This is a genomic window from Flavitalea flava (assembly GCF_054461575.1).
This window is the reverse complement of record NZ_JBTLQH010000073.1, coordinates 1-16,653: the sequence shown is the minus strand read 5'-3', so window position 1 is coordinate 16,653 and position 16,653 is coordinate 1. Positions and strand designations below refer to the sequence as shown.

13 protein-coding genes are annotated in these 16,653 nt (G+C 45.4%); 6 read left to right on the top strand and 7 right to left on the bottom strand.

The genetic code is table 11. The features are described 5' to 3' along the window. Positions 1 to 158 precede the first annotated feature (158 nt). The 5 genes from ACX0G9_RS30420 to ACX0G9_RS30400 form a co-directional block, all read right to left on the bottom strand. On the bottom strand, positions 159 to 2,237 hold the full coding sequence (locus ACX0G9_RS30420; protein ID WP_459068762.1) for a protein-disulfide reductase DsbD family protein: 2,079 nt from the start codon (positions 2,235 to 2,237) through the stop codon (positions 159 to 161). Between the two features lie 154 nt (positions 2,238 to 2,391). Continuing rightward, positions 2,392 to 2,847 (bottom strand): protein-disulfide reductase DsbD domain-containing protein, encoded by a 456-nt coding sequence (locus tag ACX0G9_RS30415; RefSeq protein ID WP_459068761.1) that lies wholly within the window; start codon positions 2,845 to 2,847, stop codon positions 2,392 to 2,394. Between the two features lie 186 nt (positions 2,848 to 3,033). Further along, positions 3,034 to 3,768 (bottom strand): phosphoribosylformylglycinamidine synthase subunit PurQ, encoded by a 735-nt coding sequence (purQ, locus tag ACX0G9_RS30410; RefSeq protein WP_459068760.1) that lies wholly within the window; start codon positions 3,766 to 3,768, stop codon positions 3,034 to 3,036. 137 nt (positions 3,769 to 3,905) lie between these two features. Then, positions 3,906 to 4,886 carry a DUF6427 family protein gene (locus ACX0G9_RS30405; protein ID WP_459068759.1) on the bottom strand — a complete coding sequence of 327 codons (981 nt, stop codon included), beginning with the start codon at positions 4,884 to 4,886 and terminating at the stop codon, positions 3,906 to 3,908. A gap of 22 nt (positions 4,887 to 4,908) precedes the next feature. Next, entirely contained in the window at positions 4,909 to 6,429 is a 1,521-nt protein-coding gene (locus ACX0G9_RS30400; RefSeq protein ID WP_459068758.1) for a hypothetical protein, read from the bottom strand. A gap of 479 nt (positions 6,430 to 6,908) precedes the next feature. Here ACX0G9_RS30400 and ACX0G9_RS30395 point away from each other — a divergent pair, with 479 nt between their 5' ends. The 4 genes from ACX0G9_RS30395 to ACX0G9_RS30380 all read left to right on the top strand — a co-directional run bounded on the left by ACX0G9_RS30395 (position 6,909) and on the right by ACX0G9_RS30380 (position 11,740). Then, positions 6,909 to 8,873, top strand: a complete 1,965-nt coding sequence (locus ACX0G9_RS30395; protein WP_459068757.1) for a KUP/HAK/KT family potassium transporter — start codon at positions 6,909 to 6,911, stop codon at positions 8,871 to 8,873. 72 nt (positions 8,874 to 8,945) lie between these two features. After that, positions 8,946 to 9,740: an alpha/beta hydrolase gene (locus ACX0G9_RS30390; protein WP_459068756.1), complete on the top strand. Its 795-nt coding sequence runs from the start codon at positions 8,946 to 8,948 to the stop codon at positions 9,738 to 9,740. 112 nt (positions 9,741 to 9,852) lie between these two features. Next, entirely contained in the window at positions 9,853 to 10,791 is a 939-nt protein-coding gene (locus tag ACX0G9_RS30385) for an alpha/beta hydrolase (protein WP_459068755.1), read from the top strand. Between the two features lie 166 nt (positions 10,792 to 10,957). Continuing rightward, positions 10,958 to 11,740, top strand: a complete 783-nt coding sequence (locus tag ACX0G9_RS30380; protein ID WP_459068754.1) for a DUF4760 domain-containing protein — start codon at positions 10,958 to 10,960, stop codon at positions 11,738 to 11,740. 228 nt (positions 11,741 to 11,968) lie between these two features. On the opposite strand, the gene ACX0G9_RS30375 is transcribed toward ACX0G9_RS30380, so the two are convergent. Together ACX0G9_RS30375 and ACX0G9_RS30370 are read right to left on the bottom strand one after the other, a co-directional pair. Further along, positions 11,969 to 12,742: an FkbM family methyltransferase gene (locus tag ACX0G9_RS30375; protein ID WP_459068753.1), complete on the bottom strand. Its 774-nt coding sequence runs from the start codon at positions 12,740 to 12,742 to the stop codon at positions 11,969 to 11,971. A gap of 130 nt (positions 12,743 to 12,872) precedes the next feature. Next, positions 12,873 to 13,808, bottom strand: a complete 936-nt coding sequence (locus tag ACX0G9_RS30370; protein ID WP_459068752.1) for a LysR substrate-binding domain-containing protein — start codon at positions 13,806 to 13,808, stop codon at positions 12,873 to 12,875. 124 nt (positions 13,809 to 13,932) lie between these two features. On the opposite strand from ACX0G9_RS30370, the gene ACX0G9_RS30365 reads away from it, so the two are divergent. Continuing rightward, positions 13,933 to 14,619: a catalase gene (locus tag ACX0G9_RS30365; RefSeq protein ID WP_459068763.1), complete on the top strand. Its 687-nt coding sequence runs from the start codon at positions 13,933 to 13,935 to the stop codon at positions 14,617 to 14,619. 246 nt (positions 14,620 to 14,865) lie between these two features. Then, entirely contained in the window at positions 14,866 to 16,605 is a 1,740-nt protein-coding gene (locus ACX0G9_RS30360) for an ABC transporter permease (RefSeq protein ID WP_459068751.1), read from the top strand. The last annotated feature ends 48 nt before the right edge of the window (positions 16,606 to 16,653 follow it).

Genomic DNA, 16,653 nt, shown 5'->3' with positions numbered 1-16,653 from the left:
AAAAGGGTCGCTATTGTAAAATATAGCGACCTTTTTTTAATTGTCTTATGTCTGGGCCTATTGGCCGGCGCCTCTTACGGCGCCTTGGTAAAAAAAGGGTCGCTATTGTAAAATATAGCGACCCTTTTTTAATTGTCTTATGTCTAAATGGTCATTGTTCACTGCCCGCTCTTCTTAAATGCATCCAACCCGCATTGCAGCCAATCACTATAAGCTTTTACATCCGGGGTATAACCAACCGGCAGGGTCATCAGTTTTTCGTCAGGGCTGATCACCACGTACAAAGGTTGTGAAGCATTCTTAAAATTCTCCGATTGCAGGGTCGTATACTTGTCTCCAACAGTCCGGATCTCTTTTTTGCTTCCGTCACTTGTGGTGAAAAGGGATTGCTGATCGTCGGCAAGGACTTTCCGGTCGTCTACATAAAGAGAAACCAATACAAAATTTTGTTCGATCAATTCCTTCACTCCGGGTTGAGGCCATACATTTTCTTCCATCTTGCGGCAGTTCACACAGGCCCAACCTGTGAAATCGATCAACAAAGGTTTGTGTTGTTCCCGGGCAAGTGCAAGTGCCTTATCATAGTCATTGATAAAATTCGCTTCCAGCCCTTTTCCTGCGGATGAATGAGCACCATAAATGCTATAGGACAAGGGCGGAGGAAAACCGCTGATCAGGGAACGATTGGCATAACGGGTATTGGTAATACCGGGAATCAGATATACTACAAAGACCAGGAAAACCAGGGCGATAAGAATCCTTCCTTTGCTTAATTTGGAGGGAGGCGGATCATGGCGGAATTTAAGGATCCCAAGCAGATAAAGGACCAGGGCAAGCCCGATCAGGATCCAGATAGCAAAAAACGTTTCTCTTTTTAGTAATCCCCAATGCGTGACCAGGTCGGCATTCGAAAGGTATTTAATGGCCAGGGCCAGTTCAATGAATCCAAAAACGATCTTTACGGTATTCATCCAGCCGCCGGAGCGGGGCAAGGATTGCAGCCAATTGGGGAAAAGAGCAAAAAGGGCAAAGGGTAATCCCAGGGCCAAGCCAAAACCCGCCATGGCAAAAGTCAGTTGGATCGCTCCGCCATTCTGATCGAAGGCTCCTACCAGCAAGGAACCCAGGATCGGCCCCGTACAGGAAAATGAAACGATGGCCAGCGTAAGGGCCATAAAAAATATTCCCCCCATAGTGCCGATACCGGATTTGGAATCGACGGAATTGGAAATACTGCTGGGAAGGGCAATTTCAAACAGACCAAAAAAGGACAACGCAAAAACAAAAAAGACAACGGCAAAACCGACGTTCAACCAAACATTCGTAGAGATATTATTCAGGATCCCCGAACTGCTCGCCTTTAAAAAATAAAAGGGAAGACTGAGCAGGACGTAAATCAGGAAAATAAAGAACCCATACATGAAGGCATTAAAGATCCCTTTGGAACGGGTAGCTGATTTTTTTGTAAAAAAGGAAACCGTTAACGGGATCATAGGGAAAGTACAGGGCATGATCAAACCCACCAGCCCTCCGAGAAACCCCAAAATAAAGATCCCCCAAAGACTTTTTGATTTGCTGTCCTCTGTTCCTGTCCCTCCGCATTTGTTCACGGGGTTGGCCAGATCGATGGTGCCTTTTTTCAAACCCGAAGCAGAAGTTGCTGATTCCTGCAGGGTAGTCGATTTGGAGATCAGCCCGCCATCAGCCGTATAAGCATACCGGAAAGGGACCTCCTGCGGACCGACGACCGAGTCCCCACGGATAGCCATGAAGGTTATTACACCTTTTATATCTTTTAAGCCGGGCCCTTCTCCTTGCTTGTCGCCTGGAGCTTGCAGCGTAGCGTTTATTTTCACCAGGAATTCCGCATCCTTCTCAAAATAGCGGGTCTCTGCGTTCTCGAAAAGGGGATCTTTTTTCTGCTCCAGTTTCCCCGTTTCTTCTATTCCCAGAATCTTTCCTTTTACCGAGCTATCCAGCGATACCCTTGAATTGGGCAGATCATCTGTCATCGTGGTGGAATACAATTTCCAACCGGGCTGAATTTTCGCATGCAGGACCAAGGTATACAATCCCGGGCCTTGCGCTGCTTTAGTCGTAGTTGAAAATTCCCAGCTTACGGCAGGGACACTCGTATCCTTTTTTGCTGAAACTCCGGAAGAACCGCCTTGTGCGAAAGAAAAGATCTGAAAAAGACAAACAAACGCAGGAAGGAATAAAAGTATCTTTTTGTTCATGAAAATGAAAGGGTTAAAAAAAGACAGTGAAAATCATTAACGGATCCCGGATAAGGTTTTTGGAATTATAATCGGTAAAACAAGAAACGAGTCCCTTTCGCAAAGAACCCGTTTTAATTTTATAAAATTCGTCATCCAGGCGACAAGCCGGCTATTACCCGCCGATATTCACTTTTATATCTACATCTGTGGGAGGCAGGCATTGATGTTCATTACAAACCATGAACTCCACCTTACCTTTCAGATCGGTCTTTACATTAGTCTTCAGTTTGACTACCTGTACAAATTCCACGCTTTTTTCATAATATTTTACATCATGACTCCAGGCGCTCTCATATTTGGTTACGAGTTTGCCTTCCTCTTTAACTTTTCCGACGAGGGTGAACAAAGGGCTTTTGCTAAAGGAGAAACTGGTAGGTAAAGGGCCTTCTCCGCCGGCATCCTGGGCATAAAGATGATAATCGCCGCCGATCGTAGCGGTCATGCGTACTTCGTAGGTTTTATCTGCTATCTTTTTAGCAGAATAAGCCCAATTAACTTCTTTACTTGACTGAGCTATTACCAGACCGCCAGTCAGCAACGCTAAACCCAAAAATGCTATTTTTTTCATATTCTTAATTTATTCATTTAAAACTGACAGTACGTAATGATTAAACCCTTGTCATTTGTACCAAACGATAAAGTACACCTAAAGTTCTGCTAACAAATGTTACAAAAACACTAAAAAATGACGAACAGAAGATTTGGGCTGACCAAAAGACAGGCAATATGGGCAAACAAGATTAATAATGGCTGATTATCCGGCGGAAACGGCTTCCCTGCTCACGGAACCTGCTTTTTTTCCTTCGGTCTTCGATTCCTGGATAATGGCAGGGAAAAGGGTCAGGAGAATGGCTTTTCCGTCGATATTGCCAAGGGCTTCCGAACAGGCGCGTTCCGGATGGGGCATCATTCCAAAAACATTGCGGGTCTTATTACAGATTCCGGCAATATTCCGGAGAGCGCCATTTGGATTGCCATTCGCATTGATCTGCCCCTGAGCGTCTGTATACCGGTAGATCACCTGGTTGTTCGCTTCCAATTCATCAAGGGTCTTATCATCGGCATAATAACGTCCTTCGCCATGAGCGATCGGGATCATGAGCGCCTTATCCTGGTCTCCCAGTCCCCGCAGGTAAATATTTTTACTGATATATTGCTGATTGGCATTCTGAAGAAGCACACCGGGAAGCAAATGAGATTCGCATAGGATCTGGAATCCGTTACAAACCCCCAACACCTTTCCGCCTTTTGCAGCAAATTCCAGGATGCTTTGCATAATGGGACTAAACCGTGCAATAGCCCCGCAGCGGAGATAATCCCCGTAAGAAAAACCGCCGGGAAGCACGATACAATCCTCAATCGTAAAAGCACTGAGGTCTGTGTCCTTATGCCATAACATGATCACTTCCTGGCCAAGATCATACTGAAGAGCATCCTGCATATCGCGGTCACAATTCGATCCGGGGAAAACGACGACTCCAAACTTCATAATTGAACGAATTTTTTACCGCCCAAAGTTACAACATTACCGGTAATCATCCTGAATTGAGCCCGGTAATTGTCCGGGTGGAAGGAGGTTTACGGTCTTAGATTCGCAGGAAAATGTTCGGTTCCGGTTCCCGATTCCTATAGAAAATAATTCATGGCAATGATATAAGTTACTATCAGCCAATGCAATACAAGAGGACCTGTTTTTCCGTTGGGATAGAAATAGGCGCCTGCATGAAAGGCGGCAAAGGGTACGGCCATGACAATCCAGTTCTCATAGGAATTTGCCCGGTTGAGCAGGATGACCAGGACGGCCACCACCAGGAAAAGGAGCAGCAGGCTCCAGCTTTTGCGGATCTGAATCAGCACTTTATTCAGGTTATTCTGAACAAAATAGCCCCCAATAATAAAAGGAACGACCAGCCAGACCATGCCCAAAATCGTCCAGATGGAAGTCGGTAAGGCGGGAACGGTAAAAACCAGATGGGGCAGCATGTTCTTCCAGTTCCATTGCCCGCTCAGGTATAAGACCAGGAACAAAAAATAATAGGGAAAGGTAAAACCAAGCACCCCAACCAGCCATTCCCGGATCCGGAAAGGCCGCAGAGTGATCAATCCGAAAAGGACAAGTAATAAAAAGGCGACTGCCGGCACATAAAGAAGCGAAACGATCCCTACCCAAACCCCGATATTAAAAATGGTGGCTCCCGGACGGGGGCTGTTATACATTTCGATCATCCGGTACCAAACCCAGATCATGATAGAATTGATGAGCAGGGGGGCCGAAAAATGATTCCAATCGGGCAAAAGGGAAGTTATCAGGATATAAGCCATTCCCGGGAGAAAGTTCTGGCGGGGGAATAATTTGTGATGATTACAGATTCTGTTGAAAAGGGTGGCCTGGGTAAAGAGGATCAGAAAGGTCAGTATGGCATACATCAGGGGCGCCTGGTGAAAAACGGTGTCCAGCGCCCGCAGGATAGCCCGGTACAAATAATTGTCCTCCGGATGCAGTGCGGGAATAACCGGGTGCAGGAACATGGAAAATTTCAACACAAGCGCATAAACCAATAAAAGCAGGGCATTGCCCGGGTTTTTCTGCTTAAAGATGCCAATCACCTGGATATTGTAGTTTTAGTGGTCAAAAATTAACCTTCGCAAAACAAAGATAGTTCCGGTACATACAAGGAATAACCGCCTCCCAACTGCTCACCTGTTTCCCATAACGCGGCATAAAATCGTAGCCCTTATCCAGGTTCTTGAGGGTGGGGTAACGTGTCACCTTTCCATCCGGCGCGATACTTTGATCGTTCAGCAGCAGGTTACGGCGTTCATATTGGGAGAACAGAAAATGCAATTCTCCTCCCGTATTCATCACCATATGGGAAATCAGATTCTCCGTCTCGTCATCGAACTGGCTTTTGGGGATAATACCGCTCCAATCCAGATTACCATCCTTATCAAAAGACAGAACCATTATATTTTCGGCATGGTAACGCGTGGCATAATTTCCGTAATTACGATTCCACGGATTATAATAAGGGCTGTAGTAATAAGGAGAATAGAAGCCACCGGGAGAATACATGGGGTTATACATATAATCCCAGCGGTTGAACATATTACCCCTGGAGGTCGTATAAAGCGATTCAGTCACCATCAGATAACCGCCGTCCTTTTTGGTAATAATATGTTTTATAAAAAAATCATTAAAAGCCATCCGGATACTGGCATCGGAACTTTTAGCCAGCGCCCTCAATTCCTCATTGAAAATAGTCACAGTTTCTTTTACCCGGCTATCCGTTGCCTTATCCCAAACGACGGTATACAATCCTTCAATATTGCCTTTCTTTTGCTTATAATAAAACCCGGTAATAATGTAACGTTGGTTATTGTTATCCACCTTCATTTTGATCTCATCCAGGATACGGTCCCCGGCACCAATATCCTTTACGGAAAAACTGTCCGCCTGGGGCCCTTTAGTAACCAATGTGGCTTTTGAAATAAAATCATTGCTGCCGCTGCGCAGAAATCTTCCAAAAATCAGCTGTCCTTCGTTATCCAGCAGGAAATCGGTGAACAATTCATTGCGTTCCCCCATAGGAAGATTGATCCGGTGGCGGTCCACCAGGCTCAATTTGGCATCGAACAGAAAGGTGGTGAACAGGAAGTTCTTGGGGTTCTTGCTATTGATCTTAAAGACCATGATCCGTTGTTTGTTCTCACTGACCACGGTAGTATAGATCTTATTGTTGGCGGCAAAACCCAGTTGGGTAGTATCCAGCTCCATGGGCTCCCCTATTTTTTGCCCCAAACCGTCCAGTTTAACGGCCGAACAATGGATGATATTCTTGTGCTGGTACTCATAAATCATGTAACAGAAATCCGGATAGGCAACAAAATCGACATTTATGTATTTATCCGGCATAAAGGCCAGCGGCACCCTTTGCTGCAGTTTCATATTGTTATCATAGATACTGACGGCGCTGCTGGAACCGTTATTCTTGTATACCAGGAAGTTACCGCCGATCTTTCCAATGATCTCAAAATTGGTGCGCCGGCTGTCTTCGCGTTCAGGCTCCGAATAAATGATCTGTTGTGCCGTCACCAGGCGGGGAGTAACCAGCACCAAGGCTATGAGCAGAGATGACAGAATTCTCTTCATAATTTTTTCTACACTTTTTTATATTTTCTTTATCGGGCGAAGCCCGATAGTATCCAAGGCCCAAGGCCGCTGGATACAGTTATTAATTTCGTTACGGAAAAAGGGGATATTTTCCCATACCCTTTTTTCGTAATCCTTTATACACGAACAATCGTCAGCGGTGGTTGCCTGCCACCAAATCCTTTTGTAAGATAGCTAAAAGTTTTGTCCTTAGCTGTTACCGTTTCTCTAAAATTTCCGGGCTTTTCCGGCCCAAAGATCCGTAAAGAATCCATAAAGAAGAACGGAGCATTTACAAAAATGCCGCAATTACCCGGATTCTTACAAAATTGCCCGGTCTATTTTGTTTAATTCACTATACCTTTACAAAATTACCGGAGAGCCCCCGGATAACAATATTACTTTACGAATCGACGTTGGTAGGCCTAAGGCCCGTAAAGAGAAAAGCCCTATGGTACAAATATAAAACCGCCTCAGTAGTGAGCAAACAGATCAACAAAGTAGGTTTCGCAAGCCTTGTCATTGCGTTAGGTATTATTTACGGCGATATTGGAACTTCCCCCCTTTACGTATTGAACGCCATTATCCATGGCAGGATCATCGAAGAAAAGCTGATCCTGGGGTCCTTGTCCTGCATCATCTGGACCCTGACCCTCCAAACTACCGTGAAATATGTCTGGCTGACCCTTAAAGCCGATAACAATGGGGAGGGCGGAATTTTCTCCCTTTATGCATTGGTCAGGCGTCAACGGAAATGGCTGGTCCTTCCGGCCATGATAGGCGGCGCAGCATTGCTGGCCGATGGGATGATTACCCCTCCGATTTCCGTCACTTCTGCCATTGAGGGTTTGCGTTTACTCCCTGCTTTCCATTACATTGATCAGACGACGATCGTATATATTGTTCTTTGTATCCTGGTGGTCCTCTTTTTCCTGCAGCAATTCGGTACCGATTCCATTGGAAAATTGTTTGGTCCGATCATGTTTGTCTGGTTCTCCATGCTGGCTGCATTGGGTTGCGGACATCTCGTGGATGACCTGAGTATCTTCAGGGCCCTGAGCCCCCATTATGCCATCGAATTGTTGACCACCTATCACAAGGGATTCTGGATTTTGGGTGCGGTCTTTCTTTGTACGACAGGCGCCGAAGCGCTTTATTCCGACCTGGGCCATTGCGGGCGGGGGAATATCCGCATTTCCTGGATTTACGTAAAAGCCTGCCTTATCCTGAACTACCTGGGTCAGGGAGCCTGGCTACTTGTGCAATATAAAGGCAGGACCTTCGATACCGCACAGGGAAACCCATTTTACAGCATTATGCCGGGCTGGTTCCTGGTTCCCGGGATCATTATCGCCACTGCGGCCGCCGTCATTGCCAGCCAGGCCTTAATAACAGGATCCTTTACGCTCATCAGTGAAAGCATGCGTCTGAATCTCTGGCCGAAGTTGCGGATCAACTACCCTACCGAAGAGAGGGGGCAATCCTATATTCCGGCCATCAACTTCATGTTATTTATAGGATGCTGCGGGATCACGATCTACTTTCAAAGCTCCGCTCATATGGAAGCCGCCTATGGACTAGCCATCACGCTCTGCATGCTGGCTACCTCCATTCTTTTTGCCAACTATCTTATTTCCAGAAGAACCAACAAGATCCTAATCTATCTATACCTTACCGTTTACCTTAGCATCGAACTGAGTTTCCTCTTTGCCAACCTGGATAAATTCCCTCACGGCGGGTTTGTCACCCTGATCGTAGGCGGCGGTCTGTTTGCAGTGATGTATGTCTGGTTCAGGGCCCGCAAGATCAAGAACAGGTATGTGGAATTCGTGCGGATGGAAAATTATATTCCCCAGATCCAGGAACTGAGCAATGACCGGACAGTTGCCAAATACGCCACTCACCTGGTCTATATGACCAGTGCGAATAATCCGAAAGAGATCGAACATAAGATCATTTATTCCATCCTTAATAAAAAACCCAAGCGTTCCGATATTTATTGGTTTGTCCATGTTGATACCCTGGATGATCCTTATACGGCCGAATATTCAGTGGATCATATCATCCCCAATGATATTATCCGTGTGGAATTCCGTCTCGGTTTCCGGGTTGAACCCAAACTCAACCTGATGTTCCGTAAGGTGGTGGAAGACCTGGTCAATAATAAGGAAGTGAATATCACCAGCCGGTATGAATCCCTGGAAAGGAACAATGTAGTGGGTGATTTCCAGTTCATCGTCATGGAAAAATACCTGAGCCAGGATAACGAACTGCCTTTCTTTGAGCGGGTGGTGATGAAACTATACTTTTGGTTGAAAGAGCTGAGTCTTTCGGAAGAAAGAGGCTTCGGATTGGATCCTTCCAATGTGACCATCGAAAAATTCCCTTTGATCGTTTCGCCGGTTCCCAACTTTAATCTCAAACGCACCAATACGGACTATTAGGATAAGGGAAGAAAAGGCGTATTCAGGAAGGAATGACTTATATTGCTGTACAAGGAGCCAATCGCCCGTTGTATGGTTATACTTCACGATCTTCTATATATCGTTCTTATCTATGCGGCCATACTGGTGATCGTTTATCTCATCCAGGACAAGGTCATCTTCCAGCCTGAAAAACTACCCGAAGGTTTTGAATACAAGTACGATGTTCCCTTTAAAGAACTTTTCTTTGATGTATCGCCCGGCGTCCGGATCAACGGATTGCATTTCTTCCGGCCCGATCCGGCAGGCCTGATCCTCTATCTCCATGGTAATACCCGCAGCATAAAAGGCTGGGCAAAATATGCGCGTGATTTTTACCGGTACAACTATGATGTAGTCCTGGTGGACTACCGGGGGTTCGGCAAAAGCACGGGAAAAAGAGGAGAAAAAGACATGCTGAACGATATTCAGTTCGTATACGACACCCTGGTCGCCCAGTGCCCCGCCCAGCATATGCTGGTCTACGGCAGGAGCATCGGCAGTGGGTTTGCCGCCAAAATTGCGGCCGACAACGAGCCCCGTTACCTCATCCTGGATTCACCTTATTACAATTTCCAAAAAGTGGTGGAACGTTTTCTACCCATTCTTCCTCTTCGTTGGGTCCTGCGTTATCACCTCCGGACTGATCTGTGGCTGCCAAAGGTCCGCTGCCATACCTATATTATTCACGGAACAAAGGACTGGTTGATCCCGATCCGGCACAGCGAACGGCTCCAGCAGCTCAATCCAACCAGGGTCACCCTGATCCGTATTCATGGGGGCCGGCATAACAACTTAAATACCTTCCCGGAGTATCATAATTTTATCCGGGATATATTGGCCCCCTAACCCCCTAAAGGGGGAATACTTCAAAGAACTTCACGTTGAACACTGATCTGACTTCGTTACTTTTGTTGCCGCTCAAGCGTATGGATTTCAGGAAATGAGTAAAAAGATATAGATGAGTAAAAGAAACGAAAAGATTGAAACTAACCCAAATGCAACGCTTTCTCCAACTCCCCCTGCAGGGGGCAGGGGGGTATTCCGCTGGATCAAGATACTATTCCTTATTTATGGTATCGTAGGTATTGCCTTCTATTACGGGCAGGATAAACTGTTGCTCCATCCGGAGGTAGTAAAAAAAGAAACAAAATACGATTTCGGGCAACAACCCTATACCGAACTGAACATCCCTTACGATAAGGAAACCAACCTGAATATTATACAATTTAAAACCGCTGAAGCGGCTAATGAAGATACTTTTCCCGGAAAAAACAAAATCTACCACGATTCCATCTCCCGTCCCGGGTCCCCGAAAGGAGTGGTCCTTTACTTTCACGGAAACAAAAAGAATATCACCTGGTACGCCAGGCATGTACCCGACTTTACGCGTTCAGGATATGAGGTCTGGATGCTGGACTATCCCGGATTTGGCAAAAGTACCGGTAAACTTAACGAGCAAAAATTATACGATTACTCTCTGGTCTTATACAAACTGGCCCGTAGCCGTTATACTCCTACTCAGATTGTCATTTATGGTAAAAGTTTCGGAACTGGGGTTGCGGCACAACTGGCATCCGTTCGTGATTGCCGCAGGCTGATCCTCGAATGTGCGTACTACAGTATGGAATCCGTATATCGTCATTATCTTCCGGTATACCCTATCGGCAAGATGGCTCATTATCACTTGCCTACCAACGAACGGCTGCCTTCCGTTACCGCGCCTGTAACTATTTTTCATGGAACAAAAGATGGTCTGATCCCCTTCAGTAATGCAGAGCGGTTAAAACCTTTATTAAAAACAGGCGATGAGTTTATCCCCATTGAAGGCGGAAGCCACAATGATCTGGGTAATTTTCCCCTTTTTCATCAGAAGCTGGATTCGTTGTTGAAATTGTGAGGGTAAGTTGTTCTTAAGTGAAAAAAAATGTTCTCAAATACAGAATCGTAAGATAAATTCTGTTAATAAATATTTCCACGAAATCAATAGTTCTTCTTCATCATTTGCGTGTTTCTATAGGGGATAGATTATTTCCTGGCTTTAGCCAAACTTAAATTAGACACAAATGAAGAATATTGAAGACTTAAGACCACCACACCTGTCTTTAAAGGACCAAAGAGAAATTAAAAAAGATATTTATTACTCCAGCTTCAAAAAAGGATTAGGGTTAACATGCATAGTCAGTGCCTTTTTTTTACTGCTCTTTGTATTTACCCACTTATATAAATGGGTGTTTGTAGTTGAATTAAGAGATGTTGCTGTCATCTTTTCAGCAGGGATTGTGGCAGTCACTTGCTTATACCACGCCCAAAATCTAAGGCTTAACATTGAGGTAAATGAGATTAAATTGGCCTTCGATTATGAAAAATTCGTTTTTGAACAGACACAAAAAAGGGATGATGGCATTGCAAAAAAAGAATTTGAGAAGAAATTTAATAGCTTTGAAATTTGCAGAAGACTGGTGTCTTCAGAAATGACGATTCATCTCCAAAAATCAAGATTGTTTTATTTGACAGACCCTTTAATCCAGGAGCTTCAACAAATATCACCCCATAATAATCAAGCTTTAAAAGAGTGGTCAAAAAAATTCAATTTGCATTCCGCACGAAAGTCAGTAATTCTTGTTTTGAATTATTTTGAACAGGTTGCTATTGCTATAAATGAAGGTTTTGCCGATGAAGAAGTCTCTAAAAATTCATTAAAAACGATAATGCAACAATATTTCATTGCATATCGTTCGTTTATTGACTACAGACAGAATGATGTAGAAGAAGGAAGCGCGACATTTATGGAAAATTTTGAAAAATTGGCAATAAAGTGGTCAGGAGGAGATTTAAGAAGAAGATAAGGCTTCAAATCAACCTAAATCAATTTTTAAATCTTTTAGCTATCAAATATTAATAATTGTCAACTTTTATATTAAATTTGATTAATGTTATCGAGCATTATAATTTTTAAATTACTACATATGAAAAAAACAAATGATATAGACGGACTTTTTTAACCATAAGAGCTTAACTTTTTAACAAATAAGGTTTGCCCCGAATATTTTTCGGGGCATTTTTTTGTTGAAGCCCTAAGCTATCAAGTGCCCCAATCGTTCCAGTTTTTCCTGGGGAATAAAATAATGATTATGGGAGATGACGGTATCGTCCGAACGGACATCCAGGTAATGCAGTCTTCCTTTCTCCAAACGATAAGGCTGGTAACCCAGGTGCCTGATCAGATCGAATAATTTGATCCGCTCTTCCTTGGATACGAGTTCACAGATCAGGATGGGGTGATGACGGGCCAGGGTATCGGCCATGGAGGAAAAAACCTGAACTTCCAATCCTTCCACATCGCATTTAATAAAATCGAGACGGGGAACTTCTTTCAAAAGGGCATCGCCGGTCTCATTCTTTACCTTTACCGATTCTATATACTGAAAATGTTCGCTGTATTTCATGACCCGGGCATAAGCAAACTTTTTGGTTTTGCCTACCTGGGGGATACCCATTTCTACAAAGTCCCCATCTCCGCCCAAAGCAACCTGGTGAAGTATAACATTGTCTGCCTTTTTGCTCTCAAGAAGCAACTGCAGGGTTTTGTTGAATTTAGGCATGGGTTCGATGGCGATCACTTTTCCGGAGTTTTTAACCAACCGGCTCAGTTCCAGGGTATAATACCCCAGATGTGCCCCAATATCAACGCACCAGTCCCCTTCCCGGATGAACTCCTTCAGAAAATAGACATCCTGGTAATCCTTCCCCAGTAACCCTGTGGAAAAAAGGCGTTGAAAGGTGCCCGCCAGCAGTGTCAGGTATCTTTTTTCACCCAATAGGGTCAATAGAATTTTTTTTATCGCCATAAATAAGGTCCAACTTTGGGCCGCAAGATACATGCTTCCGGTTAAACGGGAAACAGGGTTTGGGGTAAACAGGTCAAATGCCGGGGATAGGGAAATGGGAGGTCCCAATTATATCGGGATCAGATTGGGATCAGATCGGGATCACATGCTGGTTCTTATTCTGGCGAACTTTATCGGGTACAGCTTTAATGATCTCCTGTTTGAGTGCCTCCACCAGACGCTGTTTGACAAAATCCCGGTGGACCACCAGGCTCACTTCGCGCATCGGGGCCGGCCGTTTGAAATGGCGGACCAGCTGCAATTGACGCGTGGTAAGATCCATTGCCGCCAGTTCCGGCAAAATGGTGATCCCGTCATTTAACTCTACCATCCGGCGAAGCGTTTCCAGACTTCCTGCTTCATAATCGAAATGACTTCCTTCCTTGCTGGCTTTGCGAAGCTCGCAGAGACGTACGATCTGGGAGCGGAAACAATGTCCTTCCTCCAGCAGCCATAACTTATTGGGATCGATATCCTGGGTGAGCATATAGGTTTTTTTATAGGCCGCATTTTTCCGGGATACATATACGAGCAGCTCTTCATAAAAAAGAACATGTTCCCGGATTCCGTTTTCCTGAAGCGGGGTTACCAGGATACCTACGTCGATCCTTCCCTCCCGCAAACGGGCGATGACCAGCTCCGTGGTCAGTTCATTCACCACTAGCTTGATCTGTGGATATTTTGCCGTAAAGCCCTGTACGAATAAGGGTAACAAATAAGGGGCCAGGGTGGGGATGATACCGATACGGAGCTCCCCGGTCAGGATTCCTTTACGGGTTTGTACAATCTCCTGGATAGTTCCGGCTTCCGAGAGGATCTTCCGGGCCTGATCCAGAATTTCCCGGCCGGCCTCGGTGGGGATGACAGGTTGCTTACTTCGGTCGAATAACTTTAAACCCAATTCCTCTTCCAGCTTTTGGATCTGCATACTTAAGGTCGGTTGGGTAATAAAACAATGTTCGGCGGCAGTGGCAAAATGGCGGTGAATATCCACGGCTACGATATATTCCAGTTGAACAAGTGTCATGGGGTTCAATTTATCCGGCAAATTATTTATCCGGGCAACTTATAGATTAATTCTATGCAAAGATATAATTAATCGATCTTGTCAATCGGAAAAATATCCGAACTTCAGAAAGACATAATGATAAATTCCATTTTCCACCTTTTCAAATCATTACTATGAGCGAAGAAAAAAAGCGGAATTCCCCCAATGGCATGTAAAGATCCAGATCATGACCCTGGAGCAGGCGGACAAACATCCCTTCAATCCCTTTGATCTGACCAAAACCTGGTCTCAGAAAGAATATCCGCTGATCGATGTAGGCGTATTGGAGCTAAACGAAGTGCCAAAAAACTATTTTGCAGAAGTGGAACAGGCAGCTTTTGCACCGGCATATGTAGTAGATGGCATAAGTTATTCTCCGGACAAGATGTTACAGGGCAGAGTGCTCTCCTATCCGGATGGCCACCGTTACCACCTCGGTGCAAACTACGAACAGATCCCGGTGAACCGCTGTCCTTATGCGGTGAACAACTATGAAAGGGATGGTCATATGCGCATAGACGGAAATGGAGAAAACGACCATTACACACAGCCGGGTATTTTTTATCGCGATGTTCTGAGCCCTCAGGATAAAAAAAACCTGGTCAGTAATATAACCGGAGCCATGAGCGGCATCTCCGGGCCCAAACGCGGGGAAATCATCAATCGTCAATTATGCCATTTTTTCCGGGCCGATATCGGGCTTGGTATGGCCGTGGCCCAGGCTTTGGGTGTAAATGTCGATGACGCGATGAAAGAGGTGAAACATACGCCTGCAGCGGCAACCGTATAATAAATCGTTTCTGAAAACCCTGAAAAGGGCTGTGGTATATTTTAAACCGCAGCCCTTTTTTAGTTTATTATGACGGTGGTTATTATGACCCTCTAATTTCCTAAACCGGTCAGCGGCTGTAGCGGAGATGAACACTCTAATTCGAAAGAGACAAAGCATTAAATTGACATTCAGCATTTTACGAAATTGGCATGTTCTTAGAGCGAAAATGAGCAACCAACTATCATTCATCCAACTTTCACCTCCATGCTCAAAAACTATCTGCTTATTGCCTTCCGGAATTTCAGGAAAAACAAAGTCTTTTCCTTTATCAATATCCTGAGTTTGACGCTGGGTCTTGCATGCAGCCTCGCCCTGTTTATGATCGTCCGTTATGAACTGAGCTTTGACGGCTTTCACCAAAAGGGCGGTCGGATCTTCCGGGTCGTTTCGGACTTCCGCTACCCGGAGGGTGTAGAATACCAATGCGGGGTACCCTATCCCTTACCCCAGGCTTTTAAAAACGATTTTCCTCAGCTGGAAAAGGTGGTTTCCATAATGGGTTCCCGCAATACCCAGATCACCATTCCCCCGCAACAACAAGGGGCGGTACCGGCGCGTTTTCTGGAAAAAAATGGCCTTTTTTATACAGAACCTGCTTTTTTTGACCTTTTCGATTTTACCTGGTTGTCCGGAAGTCCGGCGAATGTATTGTCCCAACCCAACACGATTGCACTTACCCGGAAAACGGCGGAGAAATATTTTGGCTCCTGGGAAAATGCGATCGGTAAAACGATCATGACCGACGATCCATATATACTAACGGTAAAAGGCATTCTGGAAAACCCTCCCCCAAATACGGATTTCCCCATGACCGGAGTGATTTCTTTTGGCACCATCGAAGGGAGGTTAAAGGGAAAAGGCTGGGGAACGGTTAGCAGTCAGTTCCAGTGTTATATCCTGCTGCCTCAGCATCTTGCCGTGTCACAGGTGAACCGGCTCCTTCCTGCCTTCCAGAAAAAAAACCGGGGCAACCAGACAGATTTTTTTTCATTGCAGCCCTTACCGGATATTCATTTCAACGGTAATTATGGCAATTTTGGAGACCGGACTGCCAATAAAAAAACCCTTTGGGCCCTTTCTTTGATAGGCATATTTTTACTGGCCCTTGGTTGCATCAATTTTATCAACCTGGCCACTGCGCAAGCCGTAACACGTAGCCGGGAGGTTGGAATACGGAAAGTATTGGGCAGCCAGCGCTGGCAACTGGCCTTGCAATTCCTGGGCGAGACGGGTTTATTAGTAGGCATGTCCGTTATACTGGCAATAGGGCTGGTCACCAGTTTGTCCCCATTTGCCGGCCAGTTAATAAATGGGTCGATGCCCTTACAGCCGCTCCATTCAACCGGCGCCTTGCAGTTTATGTTCCTGACCGCCATAATAGTAACCCTGGTTTCCGGCGCCTACCCGGCAATTGTACTCTCTGGTTTCCGACCTATAACAGCCCTGAAGAACAAAATGGCTACCAGCGGCAACCCGAAGGGAATTTTCTTGCGTCGGGTGCTGGTCGTCAGCCAGTTCGCTATCGCCCAAACATTGATCGTAGGCGTGCTGGTTGCGATAAGCCAGATGAATTTCTTTCGCAGCGCCCCTTTGGGTTTTAATAAAGAGGCCATTGTAACCGTTAGTCTTCCTGATGACAGCAGCAGCCAGACAAAATGGGAATCGTTCCGGCAACAGCTGTTACAGCAAAGCGGAGTGGAAAAAGTCAGCCTGAGTTATAGTCCTCCGTCCGGAAGGGGTACCAATTTAAGTACTTTCAGGTATAACCAGGATACCCGGGATGATAACTTTGAATTGAATCTTAAATTGGCCGATTCCGCCTATCTGAACACGTATGGCTTGTCCCTGGTAGCCGGCCGTTTTTATCTGCCGTCGGATACCATCCGTGAATGGGTGGTCAATGAAACTTTTCTCAAATCGAGTGGGAAGGTAGCCATTAGCTGACTACCTGTCCCCTCACACCACACGTGCGTACGGGCCCGTACACGGCGG